Genomic DNA, 22,658 nt, shown 5'->3' with positions numbered 1-22,658 from the left:
ATATTAAAAAAGCGGTCAAAAATTTATTTTTGACCGCTTTTTTTGATACTACCATGCTAGATATAACTGGTTTTAAGACGCAATCATTGCGTCTCTACTGCTAGAATATTTAAAATAATCACTCAATCACCACTCACTCATCCACTAAATTTTTCAAAACTCCACACACAAAACTTATCACTTCAATCAGGATGGATATTCGATGTTATCGCCTAGCTGTTTGTATCCTTTTTCTTCAAAAAGTTTTTTCCAACCTTCTGAAATAAACCCGATACCATAGCCTACTAATTGAACATAAACAGCAATAATACTAAGCAAGCCAACTTGTAGACTTTTATTCTTCAAAGTCGAATCAATGAAATTTAGTAATGTATATATTGCAAAAGCCCCAATAGCCAGATAGAAAAATGGTTTGAACACCAACCACCATAATGGAATACTAAACAAGGCAAGGGTAAAGACCATAGGGAAAGTATGCACCAATTTGAGTTCTTTAGGAAAAAAGCGACTGATATTGATTCTTGCTTTCCCAAAAAATCTCAACTGTTTATAAAACTGCACAAAACTGGTTCTTCTTTTATGATAAATAAAAGCTTCAGGAATAAGTCCAGACTTAAAGCCAAGACTGATAGCACGAATTGAAAACTCAATATCTTCGCCCATTCGGGTAATAATGAAGCCTTGAGTTTTGCGATAAACTTCCTTCGACATACCCATATTAAAGCTTCGTGGATGAAATGTTCCACCAAGATTTTTTTTACTTCCTCTAATTCCCCCAGTTGTAAATAGTGAGGTCATTGAGTAGCTAATGGCTTTTTGGATAGGCGTGAAATTAGGATGGTCGCGGTCGGGACCTCCGTAAAGGTCAAGGAAATTGCTATTGAGCTGTTTTTCTACGATTTCCAGATAGTTAGGTTCTATCAGCGCATCGGAGTCTAGAATGATAAAATAATCGCCATTGGCATGCTTAAAACCTGTATTACGTGCAAACCCCTGACCTGTGTTTTGTTGTTGGATATATGTTATCTCTAGTTGAGAATGGTATTTCTCAACAATTTTATCAGCTTTTATAGCAGAGCCATCCTCTACTACGACCACTTCAAAAATTTTGTAGGTTTGTTTTGTCAGACAAGCTAGCAGTTCATCTAATTCGTCGGGACGGTTATATACAGGAATAATAATGGAATAATTTCGCATGGAAAAATCGCTGTGCTCAAACAACAGTTATTTTTAATTTTTGTGTTGAAAAAAGAAAAGTGAGAGTTCAACAAGTTTATAGTAGTTGAGTAACCTTACATTTCAGACCACAAAATTACTCATTTTACATATTTTTTCTTCACTTTCAGCTCCCAATCACCAAAGCTTCCGTATAAAACCATTGAGCCAAATCTGAAATTATCAATAATTTCTTGTCCTTCTTCTACACTATCATAAAACTCTTTGTCAACTGGAATCTCAAAATCTACTGCGTTCATGGCATCTTTGATATGCTTTTTGATGCTTAATGATAAATGCGATTGTTTCAAACGGAGTTTGAGGATATACTTATGTGAATCACCACCGTTTTGGGCAGTGCGTAATTGCTCTTTCAAAACACGATTTTCTTCACGAAGTTTATCTACTTCAGAATTTCCACAAGAAAAAAGTAGTAGACACACAAAAAAGGAAAGGAGATAGGGTTTCATATTGAAAGGAGAGGTTTGAAAAAAGGTCAGCAACTGCTGACCTTCGATGGAAAATATGAGCGTATTCTAATAGCCAATATGCTATTAACAAATCACTTTTACTTATGCTAAGATTTCTTGGAAACTCTCGTAACTCGCATCCAAGATTTGAGCTACGTGTTCGTCTGTCAACGCAGTAGAGATAAACATCGCTTCGTATTGTGAAGGAGCCATATAGATACCTCTTTTCAGCATCGCGTTAAAGAATTTACCGAATAGCGCTGTATCTGATGATTTTGCATCTTCAAAATTGTTTACAGGCTTATCCGTAAAGAATAAAGTAAACATTGAACCAACATGGTTGAGTGTATAGTTCAAACCAAGTTTTTGCATATTGGCACGAATACCAGATGTTAAGGTATTACCAACCGTTTCGATTCGCTCATATACTTCTGGATGCTCGTTCAAGTAAGTCAACATGGCTTGACCAGCCGCCATCGCAATGGGATTTCCTGAAAGTGTACCTGCTTGATATACAGGACCCGCAGGCGAAACACAATCCATGATTTCTTTTTTACCACCGTAAGCACCAACTGGCATACCTCCGCCGATAATTTTACCCATGGTCGTCATATCAGGTGTTACACCACAACGTTCTTGGAAGCCGCCTTTCGCCAAGCGAAAACCAGTCATTACTTCATCAAAAATCAATACAATACCTTCTTTATCACAAATTTGGCGAAGTCCCTCCAAGAAGCCCTCTGCTGGTTTTACGAGCCCCATATTACCAACTACTGGCTCAAGGATAATACAAGCAATTTGACCTTGATTCGCGTCCACTAGCGTTTGTACAGCCGCTAGATCGTTATAAGGAGCCGTTAGCGTATCATTGGCTACACCTTTGGTTACGCCTGGACTGTCAGGATGTCCAAATGTAATTGCCCCAGAACCTGCTGCAATCAAAAATGAATCACCATGACCATGATAACAACCTTCGAATTTGATGATTTTGTCACGACCTGTATAACCACGTGCCACACGAATAGCCGACATTGTAGCCTCTGTACCAGAGTTTACCATACGTACTTTTTCAACAGAAGGTACGATTGAAGTAATGAGTTCTGCCATTTCTACTTCACGACGAGTAGGGGCACCATAAGAAAAACCTAACTGAATAGCATCGGCAACTGCTTTTTCGACCAACTCATTAGCATGACCCAAAATCATAGGTCCCCATGAGTTAATTAGTTCGATGAATGCGTTTCCATCTTCATCGTAAAGGTAGGCACCTTTAGCAGATTTGATGAAAAGAGGATTTCCTCCAACGGCTCTAAAAGCTCTTACAGGTGAGTTTACACCGCCAGGGATGTAGTTTTTAGCTTTGTCGAAAAGTTCTTGGCTGTTTTTAGTAGTCATTTTGTCAAAAATTAATGCGATGGTAGCCCATGCACTATTTAGCTAATACAAATTTATAATTTTGGAAAGTAGTAATGGGTACTACTTGGTTATCTTGAGATTGCGTGTAATCGTATCCTGACGTTGAAAAAGATTGTTTGTAGGTATCTAAATCGTCTAACCCTTTTTTGAAGTTTATACCATATTTAGAAAGAACTCTACCCCAAAACAAAGTCATATCATATCCACAGAACGAATAATAGGAAGGAATGCTTCCATATTTGGCAAAATATTCTTTTTTAAATTTATCTACTTCTGGATTTTCGTTGTCGATAAACTCAGGATCGATACAGTAAATTTCTCTACCTGCTACGGTAGCGCCACTCAAATTACTTGATTGAAAAGCCTCAGCAGTGGTAACAAGCGGGGTTGATAAATCTTTCTGTAAAGCTGTGAGCATTGCCAAACCTGCTTTTTTGTCAGAAGTTGCCAAAAAAACATGGCTAAGTTTTTTATCCGGAATTTTGCTAGCAATCACTTCTGAGTTGGCGGTTACTTTCACAAATGCTTCAATATCGTAACCCTTTTTAACGAGTACTTGTTTATACGCTTCTGCTAACAGAGAGTCTGTGCTTGATGAAGTATAATAAATAGCAGCATTGCGTCCTAAAAATGCCTGTTTTGTCACATATTCCGCAGCTTTGATGGCTTGCATTTTGACAGATGGTTGCGCTAAAAATGACTTATCGAAGATATCTAATAGCTTTTCATTATTAGAAATAGGGTTGATAAGCGGTATTTGATAACTCTCACAATAGGCATTTGCCAACTTGTTACTTTCAGCGTACAACGGTCCAATCAGTAAATCGGTAGTTTGGAAATACGCATTATTCAATACTTCGAGCATTTGATCACCTTCGTTGGAAATATCATATACCTGAAGGTTAACATTAATTTTTTCCTTTTGTAATTGTGCTTTTGCCAGTTTTGCTCCTTGATACATATCTAAGACATATTGGTTGGAGCGACGTGGATGGTCAGGCGATAGTTCGTCGATGTTTACTGGGAGTAAAAAAGCAAAATTAAGAAATCCCTTATTCAAGCGATATTGCTGTAGGTCTTTGGTTGAAGACATTTCAGAAGATTTGGCTTGGATACGTTCTTTTAGCAATATTTCTTCAGGAAATTGTTCACTCAATGAGGTTAATTTTTTGGGGTCAGTAATTTCTGAAAGGAAATTTCTCTTCAGATCCTTTAAATCATTTTTAAGAGAATCGGAGTTAATGGCATTGGCAATCTGAAGTCCTTTTGCATAATCTTTATTCTCAAACGCAATGGTTGCATAGAGATAGGCTACTTCTTCATTTTTCTCCCAGTTTGGGTATCTTAATTGAAGATTCTGTAAACTAGATTCTGCCTCGGCATATTTTCCGACTTTGATGGCAGCCAAAGCTTGAAAATAGTAAGAATAAGGAACAATAGGATTATTAAAACGAAGGTTACTTAGCTGGCTAAAGGCGATTCTAGCTTTTTCAAAATCATTGTTTTGATAGAAAAGTAAGGCTTTTTGATACTGAGCTTCATATTCTGACAGATTATTTTGTGCCTGACTGAAGCCGTAGGATGATGCCACAAGTAACACTCCTAACAATAATTTCTTCATAATTCATGGAATTTGTGATTGTACAAATATAATAAACTTTGACGAATGCCGATTAAGTTGGGGTAATTGATGACATTATTATTAAATTTACTATTGTCAACCTAAAATCACAAACTATTAATTATCCTCTTATGAATTTGAACTGGTACTATAAACATTTTAGAAATCTCAGCACGACAGAACTTTATCAAATCTTGCAGTTACGTTGCGAAGTGTTTATTGTGGAGCAAAATTGTCCGTTTCAAGATCTTGATGATAAGGACTTTAAATGTCATCACCTAATGGGATTTGATACTGAAACTCAACAGATTGTAGCCTATACTCGCATCGTTCCTCCAGGGTTATCCTATGAAGAGGCGTCTATTGGACGGGTGGTAACTTCTCCTAGAGTAAGAAAATATGGCGTAGGAAAGGAATTAATGAGAAATTCTATCGAATTGGCTGAAGAACTTTACGGCTCATCTATCAAGATAGGAGCACAGTTGTATCTAAAGGGATTTTACGAATCTTTTGGCTTTGTTCAAACAAGCGAAATTTATCTCGAAGATGGTATTGAGCATATAGAAATGCTGAAAGATTAATTTGGAAATTTGGGGATTTGAAGATTTGAAAATTGTAGAATTTAAGAAAAAAAGAATGTCTTCATTGAGAAACAATTTAGTTCTCAATGAAGACATTCTTATATTAATTAATAATTTTCAAATTATCGAATTTTCAAATTCTCAAATCAGATAATTATTTTTTCTTCTTCTTATCATCGTTTTGCTGTTTCTGCATTTCTTCAGCAGCTTTCATTTGCTTTTGCAAATATTCTGAGAAACGAGATTTTTTACCTCCACCAGCAGCGATTTTCTTACGGTTGTCTTCCAAAATCTGTTTGATTTTATCTTCGTCAACAAACTTACGAATACCGATTTGTTGTAAAATCGTTACTAAGTTAGAGACAAAGTAATAGAAGCTCATACCTGCAGGAAGTGAGTTCATCACGAACATAAAGATTACTGGCGTGATATAAGCCATTTTCTTCATATCGATTGGCTGACCTACTTGATCTGGTGTATTTTGGTTGTTGTAATAACCGTATGCAATACTCGAAAGGGTCATCAACAAAGTAAACAAACTGACGTGGTTACCGTAAAAAGGAATGCTAAATGGCAAATCCCACACAGAGTCATAAGTAGAAAGGTCATTTGCCCACAAGAATGCCTCCTGACGAAGGTTAATCAAGTTAGGGAACAACATAAATACCGCCATCAAAATTGGCATGGTAGCTAACACAGGCACGCAACCACTCAATGGACTTACACCTACTTCACCATACAATTTCATTTGAGCTTGTTGCAATTTAGCTGCATCGTCACCTATCTTTTCTTTGATAGCATTCAATTCTGGTTGAAGAATACGCATTTTTGCCATACTTACATACGATTTGTATGTCAATGGCAACAAGGCAAACTTAATCACCAACACCAAAGCAATAATCAATAAACCATAATTGCTAAACACTGTTTCAAGGACATTGAACAATGGAACAAAAACATAACGTGTAATTGGTAAGAAAATATCATAACTCAATTTTACGTTACGACCAAATGCAGGAGCAATTTCTTTGATTTTGTTGTAGTCGTTTGGACCAAAATACCATTGATATTGTCCTTTACCAGCTTTCATATCTGCCAAAGAAACCTCCATGTTAGCACGCAATGTTTTGATATTAACCGAATCTTGTGGATTTGGTGTTGCCCAAATTTGTGCTTTAGTAATAGGGGTGTTTTTAGCAATAAAACCTGACAAGAAGTACTTTTTCTTGAATGTCAACCAATTTAATGGCTTTTCAACTGTAGCATCGTTGGCACTTGTAGGGTTTTCTGTCAACTGGTCAAACTCTTCACCTTCAGCGATTAGGTAGTTAACAGTAGCCTTACGGTTTTCGTTTAAATCTTTTTCTGTTGGACGAACCTCTTCAATCCAGTTGATTTTAGCAGTTTGGCTTTTCAACAAACCGTCCAATCCTTTGATTTGAGTGTTTTGGTCAACTAAGAAACCTTCACCAGCCAAAGTATAAGTCTGTTCGATAGACTGACCGTTTGCTAGAGCCAATGTAAACGTTACAGATTGTTTTTGACCCTCAGCTACCACACCACCTTTTGATTGGGTAGTAAAGAACAACTTGTTGATGTCTACATTACCTTTTGTAGTAGCTAGTTCGAAAGAAAGTTTGTCGAATGCTTCATCATAAATAGTCAAAGGATTTTCTTTATGAGCCGCAAAATCATTATATGTTTTGTAGTGCTTGAGCAATACTTGTTTTACTTTACCACCTTGCGTAGAGAAAGTAACTTTGATGTCTTTGTTTTCAAGAACCACATCTTGCGCTACACCAGTAGCCGCCGTCGCAAAATCACCCGCTGCGGCCTTCAAAGCTACAGTATCAGTAGTTGGAGCTACTGTTTTGTGTACAGTAGTTTGTGCAACTTGCGCCTTTTGTGCTTGTTTTGGTTCTTCTTTCGGAGCAAAGAAAAACTGGTACCCCAGCAACATCCCCATCAGCAATAATAGCCCCGTGACTTGATTTCTATCCATTTGGTATTTGTTTAAAAGTGCCTTTCATTTTTAAAAGGCTAGTTATTTTTGGAATTGTAGTATTTAAAAGTTTGACCTTGGTATTTTGTGGCAAAAACAAAAGTAACTGTTGGCTAGTCTTTTCGTATTGAGAATAAGGTTAAATAAATGTTTAGTTTGTATATAAATACTATTTTTTCTCTTCGCAAAGCCCTACTTTTCTTGTCTTGACACAAGAAAAGTAGCAAAAGAAAGTCAAGAATTTATAATCGGTGTGGCGTTCCACCTCGATTCGCTCAAATAGTAACAGTATAAATTCATTGCTTACGCAAGCAATTTCCCAAAGTTTAAACAGCCTCAATATATTTAAAATCGTCAAAATCGAATGGTAAAGAAATAAAAATGCACCGCCTCGACTTTGGCGGTGCAAAATTACAAAGAACTTGGCTTTTTAGCTGTATTTTTTTACAAAAGGTTATTTACTTGTTCCTTTTGTTACTGGAGAAGCATTTTTTAAAGCCGCTTTTACAAAATGTACGAACAACGGAGCAGGATTTACCACCGTTGATTTATATTCTGGGTGGAATTGAACACCAATAAAGAATGGATGATCTTTGATTTCAACAATCTCTACCAAACCAGAGTCTGTATTGATACCTGTAGGAACCATTCCAGCCGCTTTGATTTGTTCAAAATAATTATTGTTGAACTCATAACGGTGACGGTGACGCTCTTGGATATTCAATTTTCCGTAGATACTATGAGCCAATGAGCCTTTTTCGATTTTACAACCATAAGCACCCAAACGCATTGTACCACCTTTGTTGGTAATATCCTTTTGCTCAGCCATGATGTCGATTACAGGATGTGCTGTTTCAGGATTCATTTCTGAAGAGTGTGCCTCAGCAAGACCCAATACGTTACGAGAAAACTCGATTACGGCACATTGCATACCCAAGCAAATACCAAAGAATGGAATTTTGTGCTCACGGGCATATTTTACAGCGTTGATTTTACCTTCGATACCACGCTCACCAAAACCTGGCGCTACCAAGATACCATCCAAGTTAGCCAATCTGCTTTCATAACCAGCATCGATTAGCGTTTCAGAAGAAATCCAACGAATATTTACTTTTGTTTCACAAACCGCACCCGCGTGAATAATTGCTTCAGCAATAGATTTATACGAGTCTTTCAATTCTACATATTTACCAACCAAACCGATCGTGATTTGTTCTGTAGGGTTTTTCAATTTACCCAAGAACGCTTTCCATTGGTCTAAGTCTGCATCACGGTCATTGTAAATATCTAATTTGTACAATACTCTTGCGTCTAATTTTTCTTTACGCATCAATAAAGGTACATCATAGATAGTCTCAGCGTCCATAGCCTCAATCACATCGTTGGCAGATACGTTGCAGAATAGGGCAATTTTGCGACGCATATCTTGTGGAAGAGGATGCTCTGTACGACATACCAAAATATCAGGCTGAATACCAGATTCTGACAATTGACGTACTGAGTGTTGAGTTGGTTTTGTTTTAAGCTCACCCGCTGATGCCAAATATGGAACCAATGTTAGGTGGATAAACAACGTGTTTTTCTCACCTAAATCCCATTTTAATTGACGAGTAGCCTCAATAAATGGAAGTGACTCGATGTCACCCACGCAACCACCGATTTCAGTGATTACGACGTCGTATTCACCAGTTTCGCCCAACAACAAGATGCTTCTTTTGATTTCATCCGTGATGTGAGGAACTACTTGAACGGTTTTACCCAAATAATCACCACGACGTTCCTTTGTGATTACATTGTAGTAAATACGACCAGTTGTAATGTTGTTTGCTTGTGAAGTTGGTACGCCCAAGAAACGCTCATAGTGACCCAAGTCAAGGTCAGTTTCAGCGCCATCGTTGGTTACATAACACTCCCCATGCTCATAAGGGTTAAGTGTACCCGGATCGATATTGATATACGGGTCAAATTTTTGAATAGTTACCGATAATCCTCTGGCTTGCAGAAGTTTTGCTAATGATGAGGCAATAATACCTTTGCCTAATGAAGAAGTCACACCGCCCGTAACAAAGATGTATTTCGCGGTTTTAGGTTGCCCTTTACCTGACATTGTAAGAAATGATTGATTTGTGAATTTTCCGATGAACGAAAGTTCATGGACGTTTCAGATTTCCCAAAGAAGATTTCATTTTAGAAAATCCGAAACTATGGTTACGGGATACAAAGGTAAGAAAATTACTTAGAACTCTAAGTGTAAAGGGGCTAAGTTTTTTTGAAGTGCCTGATTTTCAGGATAATATTTTTTTATTTTTTTTGAAGATACATTCTGCGAAAAATTTTACCTGATGATGGTCAGAAAACTCTTTCATCATGGTCTGATTTCCGACAGTTTTTGATTGACTTATCAAAAATTGTATTTTTTCTTGTAACTCTTCTTGATTATTTGGCTCTACGGTAATTCCCAGTTGATTTCTTCGGGTAAGTTCTCCCATCAAACCGTAATTATAAGTTAAGAGCGGTTTTTGAGCAAAAGCCGAGCGCACCATGATACCACTCATACCGATATGTTTTTGATACAAGCCCATAATTACATCAGAAAGGGCAAAGAATTGTTGAATTAGTTCGGGCTCCACGAAATAATCAACTTTAACAATTTGTAAGTGTTTTTCTGCTCCAACTACTTTTAATTTTTCTTCAAAACGATCTTTTTCTTCCGCAGTCCAGCCGCCTACTAGCAGTAGGCAAGCATCTTGTTGCTGTTTTTGGGGTAATTGAAGCAATGCCTCCAGTGTTGGAATGATTCCTTTTCTTTCATCCAAAAAACCAAAAATAAGAAATACCTTACGATGCGGTTCAATACCTAACTGTTGTCGGAGCAAAGCGGGAGCTTCCTCTGGAAATGGATAGGTTTTGACTGGGTCAGGCAAATACAATGCTTTGTTACTATGCCATTTTTCTTGAATATATTCAGCTGCAAAGGGGTCAAGGCAGTAAAGATTGGTTAACTTTTTAGAAAAAAGTAACCCACGAAGCATCCATTTTTTACGAATAAAATTGATACGTTCTTTCCAAGAATCAGGACGATAATTGGTCAGTGTAGTTCTAAAAAATATGCCAGAAAAAGTACAAGGAGCTTGATTGCCTTTTTGTAAAATCGCCAATTGTAAATGGTCCAGATACATCAAAACACCATGTTGGGCTTGAAACACTGAAGCGTATTTACAGAATAATCCCCATTCAAAATCTCCACGTTTAATGACATTATTTTCTGTTTGATACTGCTGAAATTCTTCCTCAGAAATATATTTCCACTCAAAAATCGAAGTGTCCACCGATGTTCTTTGGGTAAGATTGACGTGTTTTTTAGCAAAGATTGGACTGACCAAAGCTATTAACTTGATAGGTAGACGATGTTCTAACTGATATTCAATCAAATGTGCTAGATATTCAGAATGATGACCAGAAGCATCTAAATCAAATAATAAAATAGTCGGGAAAGGCATTTTGAGTGCTGAGTGAAGAGTTTTTAAATTATTGCAGATTTGGGATTTCTGATTTCGGAAAAATATTTCAAACACTTCCGAAATCAGAAATCTCAAATCCAAAATAACAAAGACACTTTGTCCCTATGTGCCTTTGCCACTTTGTGCCTTTTTAGGCATTCATTAAGCTTTCGATTTCGTCAGCTTCCATTGGAATGCTTCCCATCAAATCGATATTACCATCCTCAGTAACAAGGATATTATTTTCGAGACGAACTCCCAGACCTTCTTCTTGGATATAAATCCCAGGCTCAATTGTAAATACCATTCCAGCCTCAAAACGACGGTAGCGACTCCATACATCATGCACATCCAAACCTAAGTGGTGTGATGTTCCGTGCATAAAGTATTTTTTGAATAAAGGAGATTCTGGATTTTGATTTTTTACATCAGTTTTATCAAACAAACCTAATCCAATCAATTCAGATTCAATGAACATTTCTACTTCGTGTTGGTATTCACTCCATAAAACACCTACCTGCATGATAGATTTAGCGAATTTGAAAGCACGATGAACAGCATCATATACCGCACGCTGACGAGCTGTATAACGACCATTGACAGGAATAGTACGCGTTAAGTCCGCATTGTAGTTAGCATATTCGGCTGCTACGTCCAACAACAACAAATCTCCATCTTTACAAATACGGCTGTTTTCGATGTAGTGCAATACACAAGCATTGGCACCTGAAGCGATAATTGGCTGATATGCAAATCCTTTTGAGCGATTTCTTACAAACTCATGGATAAGTTCTGCTTCTACTTCGTATTCTGTAACACCAGGTTTTACAAAATTCAAGAGTCTTCTAAAACCTAATTCTGTAATACGAATAGCTTCGTTGAGTTGCGCAATCTCTACAGGATTTTTGATAACACGTAAATGGTGCATCAATGGAGCCACACGCTCAAGACGGTGTAAAGGATAACGGTCTTTTACCCAGTTGATAAACTTCGCATCGCGTGTTTGTACCTCAGAGCTATTACGGATATGTTCGTTGGTATTGAGATAAATGGCTTCTGCCTCAAATACCAAGGTAGTCAAAACTTGCTCGAATTGGCTAGTCCAATAGATCGTCTCAATGCCAGAAACCTCTTTTGCATGTTCTTTTGTGTATTTGTATCCTTCCCAAACCGCAATCACATCTGAAGTTTCACGTAGGAATAAAATTTCTCTCATAAGTGGGTCTGGAGCATCTGGAAACAACAAAAGAATCGTTTCTTCTTGATCGATACCACTCAAATAAAACAAATCAGAGTTTTGTCTGAAGCCCATTGTACCGTCAGCATTGGTCGGCATAATGTCATTTGAGTTGAAAATCGCTATACCTTTTGGTTTCAATAGCTGGTTTAATCTAGCTCTGTTTGTTACAAACAGTTGACTATCTATTGGTAAGTATTTCATTGATGAGTGTTGTTGGTGTTATTTTTTTTCGCACAAATAAATAATCTCCTCCTTCGGAAGAGCATAGCGTTCTACTTTGTCTTTGGGCATTTCCATCACAAAACGGTCTTGTGTAACATGCCAACCACCTTGTTCGAGGCGTTTATGGTAGTCACGACCAAAAATACGGAAGTGGTCATCTTGTTTGAAAAGACGCTCACGCTCTTTTGGGTCGGTGATGGTTTTATCCTCAAAAGTAGTTTCCAAGTTCCAGTCTTGTGGTGATTGCATAATACCCCAACCGTTTGGTTTTAGCACACGACGCATTTCTTGCATACAACGAATATCATCGTCGACGTGCTCCAATACGTGATTACAGAAAACTACATCGAAAGTATTGTCTTCGAAAGGAATATTGTGCAAGTCCATTTTTACTTTTGCCAAAGGCGACTCAATATCAGCGGTGATATAGTCCAAGTTTTTCATTTTTTCGAAACGGTGGATAAAACAATACTCAGGCGCCACGTGCAAAACTTTAAGGTCAGATTTGAAGAAATTAGTCTTTTGTTGAAGGTATAAATACATCAAACGGTGACGTTCGAGCGCAAGGCAGTTTGGACAAAGAGCGTTATCACGAGGCTCGAGACGACCATAAGGAACGAATTTCGAAAATGTAGAGCCACAAACTGTACATTCCACCTTATTACCTCGCAAAAAGAACGCATATAGGTTCATGGCAAAGTGACTAACTAATTGCAAATACTTACGAGGAATGTTTCGGAGTGTCCAGCTAATAATTTTTTTCATGGAAATGATGGTCAAATATATTTTTTGCAAAGGTAAAAAATGATTCCGAAATAAAATAGGAGGGATTACTTACTTGACAGAATAGACTCATTAAATAGCTTTGATTAAAAATGCTAGCTTTATGAGTACTTTGTTATACAAAATGTATCTAAATTTATAGAAATGATGTCATTGTGAATCTATAATTTATTTAAAAAGTGTATTTGAATATGTAATTTATTTTGCTAGTTTGTCATTTCATTAAACCCAAATACTTTACTCAAAAGTTTTAAATCCTCTACAATTATGAATATTAACATTAAAGAACAAGAGCTAGCTTCTCTATTTCGAGCTGATATACCTGTCGAAAATCAAAATGAAACTGTTAAGGTGTGGTATTTTACAGGCCGAGATGTGAGAGATATAAATGCAGGTGTAAGTATTTACTTTTACAATGAATCAAGAACAAGTTTTATCATTCCAACTTTTAAGGAATCAAAGCACTATACTTCAGGAATGAAAGAGGTATTAATTCACAAAGCTAATCATGGAGAACCATACAGTGATGTATTGATAACCTTGTTTACAGATGGAAGCTATGAATTCAAATATTGGTATGATGAAGAGCGAATTTATAAGCAAGAATACGAAAGTGCCCTTCGTAGTTCAAAAGATTTTCCACATGCAATGGCAAAGGCATTAGTTTTTTACGACCTTGCAGAGGTTAATTTCAAAAAGAAGTATGAAAGTATAATCATGACATTTGAAATTAAAGAGGGCGAACCTTTTGTGGATTATTATTTTATAAATGAAAAGGGACAACATAAGCCTGTTTATGATTCTAACAAAGTTGCCAAGTATGAAGAAACTATCACAAGAAATACTACCAATGTAAAGACATGGTTAAAAGAGCATTATGAGAGGACAAATTTTGGTATCTTAAAAGATGTCTGGAAACCATGGAATAAAATCGTAGTCAGCGTACCTCCAAGTGGCTATTTGAATGAACTTGAGGATATTCATTATTATCTGGATGATGTAGAGCTAGAAAAGGATTTTTTTCTGAAGGGCTATTAATCTAGTTTATGCACTCGTTGGAATGTTCTCCAGCAAAGGCGAAAATAACTAATCAGTTCTATTAAAATCACCACAAAGAATAATGACAAGGAAATACTTTTTAACGGAATTGAATAAGCTAATGGGTTCTTATTTAGCTGAACATGGCTTTAAAATCAGACAGGATTGTACCATTTGTAAATCGGAAAAAGATTTAGTTTGGACTGTACGACTTACTTTTAATACCTACGATACAATACATTTGAAATCAATAAGTTGTAGAATTAAAGAAGTAAGCCTTGAAAAAGCATCTATTGATGTCTTGTATGGTCACCTCTCAAAAGAACAAATAAACGATAGCCTTAAACAGGCTGTAACTTTGTATGGTCCATTCAAAGTTGTAGGTGTTGATATTTATCATGATGAGCAAATACACTTGTTTGCGATCGCATTTAAAGACTTTTTTGAGAAAGAAATGCTTCCTTTTTTTTACAAATATTCAGAAATACAGTCACTTAATATAAAGTATCAAGAATATGATTTAGAGTACAAAGAAGGTGTTGGTTATATAGGTAGTTTTCATGAGTTTGCAATGAGTAGAAATTTTTTAGGGTTCTTTTTTCAGGATGATTCGGTAAGCAGAAGAGCTTTGACTATGAAGTTCAGTCATGACCCTAAAGTGAATGATTTTATCAAATGGTACCAATCATGTATTGAGTCTGGACAAGTTGGCTTGGAGTCAAGTAAAGATTATTACTTAGAAGTAGTTCAAAAATTAATTAATTGGGAAGTTCCAGAAAAATACCTTAAATAGTACTAATTCCTTAAATATTCTCATTGGCGAGAACATCACTAACGGCGAAAAAATCAAAACATAAACACCTTCATATCTATGAACATCACCGAGCAAGAAAAGCATATTGTATCCCTATTTCGAAAACTTCCATCTGAGGAGAGCCAGACTGAGATTATTAAAGCTTGGTGCCAAACAGGCAGAGATATTACAAACCCTCAAACATATCTAAGTATATATTTTTATGAAGAGTCTTTAAATACTATTATTGACAGAGTGGGTGAGTTAAAGCTACTGGAAGAATCATACACTGCATTAAAAGAGCTACTAATCTACAAATTTAATAATGGTAATATCTACAGCGATATCATAGTTACTTTGTATCCTGATGGGAATTATGAGTATAAATATTGGTATGATGAAGAGCGAGTATATAAGGTTGAGTTTGACTATGCAAAGCTTGGTTCAAAGGGTTTTCCACATGCAATGGCAAAAGCATTAGTCTTTTACCATTTGGAAGATATTAAGTTTAATAGGAAATACAACAGAATTATAATGACTTTTGAAATAAAGGACGGAGAACCCTTTGTTGATTTATATCTCATTAATGGTAGAAAACAAACACTTCCTGTTTATGATTCAGAAAAAATTGAGAAGTATGGAGATATCATTTCGGAGAATACTTCTAATGTTGAAACATGGTTAAAAGAGCACTATGAAAATACTAATCATGGTATGTTAAAAGATGTCTGGAAACCGTGGAATAAAATCGTAGTGAGCGTACCTCCAAGTGGGTATTTGAATGAACTTGAGGATATTCATTATTATCTGGATGAGGTAGAATTGGAAAAAGATTTTTTTCTGGAGGGCTATTAATCTAGTTTATATCCTCGTTGGAATTTTCTCCAACAAAGGCATAAAATCACAAAAGCGGTCGAAAAACTCATTTCGACCGCTTTTGTTTTAACTTGAAAATCAAGAATATATTAAGCTTTCTGAATACGATTAGTCAAATAAATACCTGCTAACGTAAGTCCACTGCCAAAACCTGCTAACATTAATTTGTCATCAAGTTGTACTTTCCCATTTTGGATACCATTGTACCAAGCAATTGGGATAGAGGCTGCTGAGGTATTTCCGTAGTTGACAACGCTCTCCAAGCATTTTTCAATAGGGAAATCCATTTGTGAGCAAGCGGCTTCCAAAATACGAATATTTGCACTGTGAGGAATCATCCAATCGATTTGATCTGTGGTGATACCATTTTTTTCTGCCAATTTGATAATATTAGCAGGGAGGTTCGATACAGCCCACTTGAATACGGTACGTCCATTTTGGTGGATTTTTCCGTTGTAATCTATCTGCTCAAAATTGATGGGAGCTGGTTGATTCGATAAATACAAATCTTTTCCTAAGTCGCCGTTGGTTGTCGAAATAGATTTATGTAGATATTGCGTTTCTGAACTTTCTACTAATACTGCTCCAGCGCCATCACCAAATAACACACAACTGGTACGGTCAGTAAAATCTGAAATTTTTGAAAGCGTTTCGCCACCGATAACCAATACCTTTTGGTAGTCACCTGTTGCGATAAGACCTTTTGCCAAAATCAAACCGTAAGCAAAACCTGCACAACCAGCAGATACGTCCATACAGCCTGCATTTGGAATACCCAAACGGCTCTGCACTTGACTTGCCATACTTGGAAATGCTTGGTCAGGAGTACTAGTGGCTACAATTACAAAGTCAACGTCTGCAAGATTCTTTTGATAATTAGCAGCAAGATTTAGAGCCGCTTTTACGCACAAATCACTGGTATATTCGGTTTCTGAGCTGTAATAGCGGGTATTAATCCCTGTTCTGCTCACTATCCATTCGTCGGTGGTTTCCAAAAATTGTTCGAAATAATGGTTGTCGATTTTCTTTTCAGGAAGATACACCCCGATAGAATCAATAATTGCATTCATATTAACTTGTTTTTGAATTGTTTGAATACACATACCGAATGGTATGTGGTACTACAAATTTTTTTAGAGGCGGATTTGTTCAATAATAGCCGACTCAATATGATTAGCGATATTTACTATGTAATTTTTATTTTGGGTAATCAAAGACATGAATATTCCCCCTTCAATCATAGAGTAAATATTGGTAGCTAAAGTATGTGCATCAGTAGCTTCTTTGATTTCTTTGTGCTTAATGCCATGGGTGATAATAGTGGCAGTATTTTGGATAAGTCTATCACAAATTTTACGAGCCTCCTCAAACAAAATTGGATTGTTGAAACGAGCATCAACTCCCAAATTAAGAAGCGGACAACCTCCTCTTTCAGAAGCTAATTCATAATAGTATTCTTTGAAATAAAAGGTCATGCCATAAAGCTTATTGATTGCGCCTTTACGTTCAATGACTACATTATTAAGGGGTTTGACCAATTTTTTTACATTCAAATGAAAAGCTTGAAATGCTAAATCTTCTTTGTTTCTGAAGTAAAAATATACTGCTCCTTTGGTGAGATTGGTAGCCTTGGTAATCTCAGAAAGCGACGTGCCATTGTAGCCTTTTTTGTTAAAAAGAGGAGCTACTTTTTCGAGTATGTATTCTTGCGTCGTTTCCATGGATTGTAAATATAGGAAAAAAAATAATTCACATACCAATCGGTATGTGAATTATTTTTTTTGGTTAAAGAAAAGTAACATGGTCTAACATAAAACTTTAAAGAGAGAGCTATTAAAGAAGACCTCTCACAAAATTTTACCCACATATAAGATACTAGAGAATCAAGAACCTATTTTTCTGATAAAAAATAATCTTAAATAGGTCTACAAATCACATTTTGTTGCAATAAAAGTGTCTCTTTTTTTGTTCTAGTAAAGTAGTAAAACTTAATCCTCAACAACTTATACATATATTTTATGAAAGATACCGTCTTTGCTAACTGGACCTTATCTAAACTTTTGAGCAAAAAACAATCTCTAAAGTTTTATGTTAACACTTTTTTTGTATTCCAAATTACATTGGTACTTACATCAGTATATCTTATCTCTTCTGTCAACAAACCGGGTTGGATTGCTCCCTTAATTTTGTTGAACGTAGGGGTACAGCTATATCGCAACAAACATAGACTGCAATTGAAAATGGTAGAGGAGGAGATTTATTCAAGAAGAAAGTAATTGTATAATACTTCGTTATTTTCCCCAAAAAAAGGCGGTTGAAAAATTAATTTCAACCGCCTTTTTTGATACTAAATTTCAAAATGATACCTCTCTAGACGCAAAGCATTGCGTCTCTACTAGTCAAATTCATATTAATTACTAAATCACTCAATCCCAATTCACTCAATGAAGAAAGATTCATGTATTTTGGAAAAATGGAGCCTTAGTGATGACTAAATTTTTACCTTTATTCTCCAAGCAAAGCAACTGCTTTGTCTATTTGATCGCAGTATTTATTAAGCACCGATGACACAATCTCAATGCCTTTTTCTGCATCTTTCCATTTTCTTTGCTCGATAGACTCACGTACTGAAGGGATTGTTTTTACACCATATCCCGTAAAAAATCCAGGAGCATAAATTTGGTGTTTGTACCACGGACGATTCGGTAAACCTTCTGGCAGGGTCAAGGTTCTTTCAATCGTATAGAGAAGTTGGTTCAATGCCTCAAGCTTCGCTGGCGCTAATTTATTGCTGTTTTTTACCACAGAAGCGTAAGCATTAGCACTTTTGTTGAGACGATTCAAACTATTTTCGAGCGGCGCAAAATTGATATAAGGAACCTCCTCATAAGTTTTCACAACAATCGGTTCGTTCGGGTCAGCGGCTGCCGCAAAATGTCCTTCTTTTACCAGACGATTATTTTCTTCAGTTTTGCTACGAATATTTTCTAGTAAAGCTTTTACCTCTGTGCCGTAGTTTTGAAGCGTATTTGAAAAGTTTTGGAACTCAAAAGGTAATACATCAGCATTTGCCAAACGCAAAACTGTTCTTCCCATAGTTTTTGCCAACGTTACACCATAAGCAAAGTCTGGGTCTTTGAAACGAGTGTAATGGTCAAAAGAATCATAAATAGAATGGTATTCGCCTCCTTCATCTTCGCCACCATACCCCACATTCATAGCAGATACACCCAAATGTTGTAAAAATGGAGTAAAATCAGAACCAGAACCCAAGGCACCAATACGAATATCTCCACGACTTAAAGCTTCTTTTTTGCTTTCGCCAGAGCCATTGACCAAAATATACGAACGTAAACGGTCATAAACACTGATGTTTTTTTGTGGGTCGATAACATCTCGGCTTACTTGGTTAAAGAATTTTTCTAATGTGTGCGAACCGCCAGCAGACAGAAAACCACGTCCATTACCGTCAGAGTTAAGATATGCTACCGCTTTTTTCTGCAATTCTGTGCGGTTGGCCTCAGCCCATTCGGTTGAGCCTAACAAACCTGGCTCTTCACCGTCCCAAGCACAAAATACTAAGGTTCTTTTTGGTTTCCAGCCTGTTTTTGCCAATTCTCCAATGGCACGAGCTTCTTCCATTACGGCAACCATACCACTCAAAGGATCGGCTGCGCCAAATACCCAAGCATCATGGTGATTACCTCTGAGAATCCACTGATCAGGAAATTCCGAACCTTTCATTACAGCAATAACATTGAACAAAGGTTCTACTTTAAAATCAAATTGGAGCTTTAAATGCACTTTGGCAGCTCCCGGACCTACATGATAGGCAATAGGTAAGCCTCCTCTCCACGATTCTGGTGCTATTCTTCCATCTAATGCTTTGAGTAGGGGCAAGGCATCGCCATAAGAAATAGGCAATACGGGAATTGTCATAATCGTTGTCGCATCTTTTACTTCCAATCTTTTGGCATCTTTGGTATCTCCGTAACCTGGCGTTAGTGGGTCACCTGGCGCAACAGGCAGGTCTAACACCGAGCCACGTTGAGCGCCAGCTTCTGGTCTGAAGGGACCTTTTGGATATACATCGCCCTGACCATAACCATCGTCTTTGGGGTCGGAGTAAATGATACATCCCACAGCGCCTTTTTCGGCAGCTAATTTAGGTTTTAAGCCACGCCAAGAACCGCCATATCGCACAATCACGATTTTTCCCTTAACACTAACCCCTATTTTTTCGAGTACTTCATAGTCATCAGGACGACCAAAGTTTACATAAACTAATTCAGCTGTTACATCACCATCTGCTGAAAAGCAATTGTAAGTCGGCAAATGATCTTTGAGCTGGTTGGAAGTACCATCTTCTTTAAGCATAGGTTCGACCAAACTGGCTTTGAAAATCGTAGGACTTACCAAACTAACTTCACGAACTTTGGGCGTTGGGAAAAGCGTGTACAAGGTATCAATTCGAGCCTCAAATCCCCACGATTTAAACAAATCGCGCATATACACAGCATTCGCACGGTTGTGTGGTGAGCCTACGTAATGAGGTTTTGAGCTCATAAACTTCATCCAAGTACGCAGGTTTTGGGCGTTGAGTTGAGCATCAAATTTGGCTTCTAATTCTTTTTCGGAAGCAGTACCTTTTTCAGAGAATCCGAGGAGGTTTTGAGCCGACGAGGTAAGTTGTCCTAGGCACAAAAATCCTAGGAGTGTAATCAGTTTTTTCATAATAAGTTATGATGAAGAAAAGTGAACATAATCGCCGAATAAATAAATTAGTAGGCAAAACAAAATTAATTTTATCCGCTTTAGGCATTAGACCATAAGCTGTAGATAAAAAATATTTCTTACGAAATTATTAATTCATTTAGACTAAAACCTACAGCTTATTGCTTAAAGCGTATTGATGCAATTTTATTTTGCATTAATACTTTAGTCAAATTCGGTATTAGTAAAGATAAGAAGTTTATCGATTGGAGAAAGGATTAAGTACTTTAAAGTTCGGGACGAAGAGAAATTACTATATAGTTTTACCGATAATCATTTTTTCAATGTACTAGCAACCATATTTTTTATAACTTGAAGGTCACTAAATCACGACTAAACTCAATCACCTCTCTATATGAAAGATGAAACCTATTCAAAATTGACCCTCGAAGAGCTAAAAGCCAAAGAAAAAACGTACAAAGTTGCATTTGGAGTATCGTTGGGCTTACAAATCCTATTAGCAGTTGTAGCGATTTATTTGATGGTTACTCAAAAGCAATTTACCTACCTTGTTATTTTAGGGGGCTTGATACCAAGCTTGATTCTTACCCAAAAAAGCCTCAAAAAAGTTCAAGAAGAAATTAAAAACCGTATTTAATAATGCTGAAAAATTTAGGATTTCAGGAGTACCTATCTATTGGGTATCTTTATTTGCTGATATTAGGCGTCGTTAGCGAGTCTATTTTTTACAAAATGTTGGGTATCAATATCCTTTATTTTGCCTCTTTGTCAGATATTCTAACCGCTCCATTAACCTTACTCATGAGCCATTGGCTGATTCCTGTTACCATTTTAGGAATGGTTTTACTACTGGTGCTAGTGAATAAATTGAGCGAAAAGTTTAACGCAAAACATGACAAAGAGCAAGCGATGAATTTACTTATCCTCTGTACTGGACTTATCTTTTTTGGTTTTTTTATTGGTATCGAACTAGGAAGAGGCACCAAGCAAAAGAGTCTTATTGCCGAAGGTAAAACTAAGCCTAATTACCAAATTACTTTTGATGATGGACAAATCCAGAAAGTGACCATTATAGGGCAAAATTCCACCTATCTGTTTTATGTTCCAGAAAAGGGCAAAAAGCTCATCATTGCACTGATTGATAGTAATGTGAAAAGGATGGAGGTTTTGTAGCGAGAATCTTCTTCAGAACCTGATAAATTGTTATTGGTTAATATGGTCAGCTATTTGTATATCTTCATAGCTCATAGCTATTATAACATTTTTTAACATATAAACACTAAAATAAAGCACTTATCCTGTCGTTGCATAGAATAGCTAGATTTGTATTTTATGAATCTAGCTATTGTTTTTTAGTTTCAACCTAAATTTTAATTGCTCGTGAAGAAAAATTTTATGTTCGTCTCCTGTTTGTTCATTTTCTGTACCTCACCTTTGATTGCCCAAGATACCATCGATAACGATGCTCAACCAATCCAAACTTCGGCAACTGAACTCAAAAGTCATACAGCATACATTCTTGATAACGCTGATTATTCTGAAACAGATAGACTGATAGGTAATCATTCAAACTATAACATTTCTGCTGAAAGAAAGCGAATACAAATGGTTGTAAAAGCAGAGTATAATACGTATGGATACAATACTTACAGAATTGCGGATAATGAGAGGTTGTTTCACAAATCAGCGTTGTCGAACATGTCTTTGGGTGCTGGTTTGATATGGGAACCGAAAGGATTTAATCGAAAGCTAGGGATAGAGGTTGATGCAGCTTTTGCGAGCTACCAAGAACTTGCACAAATGAATGCTGGATTTTTACCTGCAAGAAACGTAACAGCCCTAAGTTTTGCACTTTTACCTCAATATGTATTTTACCAAAATGAGGCAGAAACGGTCGCTTTATTTATACAAGCTGGTCCAACTTATGAAAAAGTAATAAGTGACAGTACTCCTATGAACACATTTGTTCACTATGATGATATAATTGGATACAAAGTGGGTTTAGGAACCAGATTTGGCAGATTATTCACCAGTATAAACTTTTCTCAAAACGATTCAGGAAGAACATCATGGAGTAATTTTATAAAAGCTAGCATCACAAAAGTTGGTCTGTCCTTGGGATATAATTTGAGTAAGTAATAAAAACAAAAAAGCGAGCGTTTCGAAA

General features: G+C 36.6%; 20 protein-coding genes. 8 read left to right on the top strand and 12 right to left on the bottom strand.

The window, feature by feature from the left end:
* Positions 1-186 precede the first annotated feature (186 nt).
* From QM481_RS07060 to QM481_RS07045, 4 genes are all read right to left on the bottom strand, one after another.
* Positions 187-1,197: a glycosyltransferase family 2 protein gene (locus QM481_RS07060; protein WP_283381219.1), complete on the bottom strand. Its 1,011-nt coding sequence runs from the start codon at positions 1,195-1,197 to the stop codon at positions 187-189.
* Between the two features lie 119 nt (positions 1,198-1,316).
* The gene (locus QM481_RS07055) at positions 1,317-1,685 is read right to left on the bottom strand and encodes a hypothetical protein (protein ID WP_283381218.1); all 369 of its coding nucleotides are present in this window, start codon (positions 1,683-1,685) and stop codon (positions 1,317-1,319) included.
* 102 nt (positions 1,686-1,787) lie between these two features.
* Positions 1,788-3,080, bottom strand: a complete 1,293-nt coding sequence (hemL, locus tag QM481_RS07050; protein ID WP_283381217.1) for a glutamate-1-semialdehyde 2,1-aminomutase — start codon at positions 3,078-3,080, stop codon at positions 1,788-1,790.
* A 34-nt stretch (positions 3,081-3,114) separates the two neighbouring features.
* Positions 3,115-4,722 carry an ABC transporter substrate-binding protein gene (locus QM481_RS07045; protein WP_283381216.1) on the bottom strand — a complete coding sequence of 536 codons (1,608 nt, stop codon included), beginning with the start codon at positions 4,720-4,722 and terminating at the stop codon, positions 3,115-3,117.
* 131 nt (positions 4,723-4,853) lie between these two features.
* On the opposite strand from QM481_RS07045, the gene QM481_RS07040 reads away from it, so the two are divergent.
* Entirely contained in the window at positions 4,854-5,303 is a 450-nt protein-coding gene (locus tag QM481_RS07040) for a GNAT family N-acetyltransferase (RefSeq protein WP_283381215.1), read from the top strand.
* A gap of 154 nt (positions 5,304-5,457) precedes the next feature.
* Here the strand turns inward: QM481_RS07040 and yidC are convergent, their stop codons facing one another.
* The 5 genes from yidC to QM481_RS07015 form a co-directional block, all read right to left on the bottom strand.
* Positions 5,458-7,305 (bottom strand): membrane protein insertase YidC, encoded by a 1,848-nt coding sequence (gene yidC, locus QM481_RS07035; RefSeq protein WP_166552422.1) that lies wholly within the window; start codon positions 7,303-7,305, stop codon positions 5,458-5,460.
* A gap of 454 nt (positions 7,306-7,759) precedes the next feature.
* Positions 7,760-9,412: a CTP synthase gene (gene pyrG / locus QM481_RS07030; protein ID WP_166552421.1), complete on the bottom strand. Its 1,653-nt coding sequence runs from the start codon at positions 9,410-9,412 to the stop codon at positions 7,760-7,762.
* A 178-nt stretch (positions 9,413-9,590) separates the two neighbouring features.
* Entirely contained in the window at positions 9,591-10,805 is a 1,215-nt protein-coding gene (locus tag QM481_RS07025) for a glycosyltransferase (protein ID WP_283381214.1), read from the bottom strand.
* A gap of 151 nt (positions 10,806-10,956) precedes the next feature.
* Positions 10,957-12,246: an aminopeptidase P family protein gene (locus QM481_RS07020; RefSeq protein ID WP_283381213.1), complete on the bottom strand. Its 1,290-nt coding sequence runs from the start codon at positions 12,244-12,246 to the stop codon at positions 10,957-10,959.
* An 18-nt stretch (positions 12,247-12,264) separates the two neighbouring features.
* On the bottom strand, positions 12,265-13,032 hold the full coding sequence (locus QM481_RS07015; protein ID WP_283381212.1) for a class I SAM-dependent methyltransferase: 768 nt from the start codon (positions 13,030-13,032) through the stop codon (positions 12,265-12,267).
* Positions 13,033-13,317: 285 nt separating this feature from the next.
* Between QM481_RS07015 and QM481_RS07010 the strand changes: the two genes are divergently transcribed.
* The 3 genes from QM481_RS07010 (at position 13,318) to QM481_RS07000 (ending at position 15,736) form a co-directional block, all read left to right on the top strand.
* The gene (locus QM481_RS07010; RefSeq protein ID WP_283381211.1) at positions 13,318-14,088 is read left to right on the top strand and encodes a hypothetical protein; all 771 of its coding nucleotides are present in this window, start codon (positions 13,318-13,320) and stop codon (positions 14,086-14,088) included.
* A 121-nt stretch (positions 14,089-14,209) separates the two neighbouring features.
* Positions 14,210-14,881, top strand: a complete 672-nt coding sequence (locus QM481_RS07005; RefSeq protein ID WP_283381210.1) for a hypothetical protein — start codon at positions 14,210-14,212, stop codon at positions 14,879-14,881.
* Positions 14,882-14,959: 78 nt separating this feature from the next.
* The gene (locus tag QM481_RS07000; protein WP_283381209.1) at positions 14,960-15,736 is read left to right on the top strand and encodes a hypothetical protein; all 777 of its coding nucleotides are present in this window, start codon (positions 14,960-14,962) and stop codon (positions 15,734-15,736) included.
* A 110-nt stretch (positions 15,737-15,846) separates the two neighbouring features.
* On the opposite strand, the gene QM481_RS06995 is transcribed toward QM481_RS07000, so the two are convergent.
* Both QM481_RS06995 and QM481_RS06990 read right to left on the bottom strand, forming a co-directional pair.
* Positions 15,847-16,827 carry a ketoacyl-ACP synthase III gene (locus tag QM481_RS06995; protein WP_283381208.1) on the bottom strand — a complete coding sequence of 327 codons (981 nt, stop codon included), beginning with the start codon at positions 16,825-16,827 and terminating at the stop codon, positions 15,847-15,849.
* Between the two features lie 63 nt (positions 16,828-16,890).
* Complete coding sequence (locus QM481_RS06990) at positions 16,891-17,478, bottom strand: TetR/AcrR family transcriptional regulator (RefSeq protein ID WP_095162864.1); 588 nt, start codon at positions 17,476-17,478, stop codon at positions 16,891-16,893.
* Positions 17,479-17,775: 297 nt separating this feature from the next.
* Here QM481_RS06990 and QM481_RS06985 point away from each other — a divergent pair, with 297 nt between their 5' ends.
* Positions 17,776-18,033 carry a hypothetical protein gene (locus QM481_RS06985; RefSeq protein ID WP_283381207.1) on the top strand — a complete coding sequence of 86 codons (258 nt, stop codon included), beginning with the start codon at positions 17,776-17,778 and terminating at the stop codon, positions 18,031-18,033.
* A 229-nt stretch (positions 18,034-18,262) separates the two neighbouring features.
* Here QM481_RS06985 and QM481_RS06980 read toward each other — a convergent pair whose 3' ends face one another.
* Complete coding sequence (locus QM481_RS06980) at positions 18,263-20,491, bottom strand: transferrin receptor-like dimerization domain-containing protein (protein ID WP_283381206.1); 2,229 nt, start codon at positions 20,489-20,491, stop codon at positions 18,263-18,265.
* A 394-nt stretch (positions 20,492-20,885) separates the two neighbouring features.
* Here QM481_RS06980 and QM481_RS06975 point away from each other — a divergent pair, with 394 nt between their 5' ends.
* The 3 genes from QM481_RS06975 (at position 20,886) to QM481_RS06965 (ending at position 22,630) form a co-directional block, all read left to right on the top strand.
* Entirely contained in the window at positions 20,886-21,128 is a 243-nt protein-coding gene (locus QM481_RS06975; protein ID WP_283381205.1) for a hypothetical protein, read from the top strand.
* A 2-nt stretch (positions 21,129-21,130) separates the two neighbouring features.
* A complete protein-coding gene (locus tag QM481_RS06970) occupies positions 21,131-21,664 on the top strand; it encodes a hypothetical protein (RefSeq protein WP_283381204.1) in 534 nt (177 codons plus the stop codon).
* Between the two features lie 222 nt (positions 21,665-21,886).
* Complete coding sequence (locus tag QM481_RS06965) at positions 21,887-22,630, top strand: hypothetical protein (protein ID WP_283381203.1); 744 nt, start codon at positions 21,887-21,889, stop codon at positions 22,628-22,630.
* Positions 22,631-22,658: the final 28 nt, after the last annotated feature.

This window comes from Flectobacillus rivi (assembly GCF_030056655.1).
GTDB classification, from domain to species: Bacteria; Bacteroidota; Bacteroidia; order Cytophagales; family Spirosomataceae; genus Flectobacillus; species Flectobacillus rivi.
The sequence above is the reverse complement of the archived record's forward strand: the minus strand, read 5'-3'. Positions and strand labels throughout refer to the sequence as shown.